The organism is Haloarcula sp. Atlit-120R, from assembly GCF_003665885.1.
Classification (GTDB): domain Archaea; phylum Halobacteriota; class Halobacteria; order Halobacteriales; family Haloarculaceae; genus Haloarcula; species Haloarcula taiwanensis.
In genome coordinates this window covers 1-444 of sequence record NZ_QPLN01000104.1, presented here as the reverse complement: position 1 = coordinate 444, position 444 = coordinate 1, and the positions used below count along the sequence as shown (strand labels likewise).

Below are 444 nucleotides of genomic sequence, written 5' to 3'. Positions count from 1 at the left end.
GCGACCGAGGGGCACCCATCATGGTCGCCGCACAGACGCTGAAACTGCACCCGGGGACGATGACGGGCCACACGGTCGATATCGAGATGCGTGACACTGAGGAGATAATCGACGACGAAACGCTCGCGGAACTCGGCAATCCGACGGTCAAAAATCCCGCCTTCGACGTGACGCCGCCGCGCTACGTCGACGCCATCGTCACCGAGCGTGGGCAGTTCCCACCGGAGAGTATCGTCATCCTGATGCGCGAACTATTCGGTGAAGGGACGACGGAGCCGTGGGCTGAGCCCTGAGTTCACATTCGCAGGTTCACAGGTTTGCAGGATTGCGGGATTGCGGGTTTCAGGATTGCGGTTGCGGATTCGAGATTTGCCTCGGTACGCGCTCGTCAACACGATTACCCCAGCTTACTGCCCGTCGACGACTGCGGACATCACTTTCATC

1 pseudogene is annotated in these 444 nt (G+C 60.1%); it reads left to right on the top strand.

What is annotated here, in order from left to right:
- A pseudogene (locus DVK01_RS21430) lies at nucleotides 1-293 on the top strand (ribose 1,5-bisphosphate isomerase); the annotation flags it as partial.
- Between the last annotated feature and the right edge of the window lie 151 nt (nucleotides 294-444).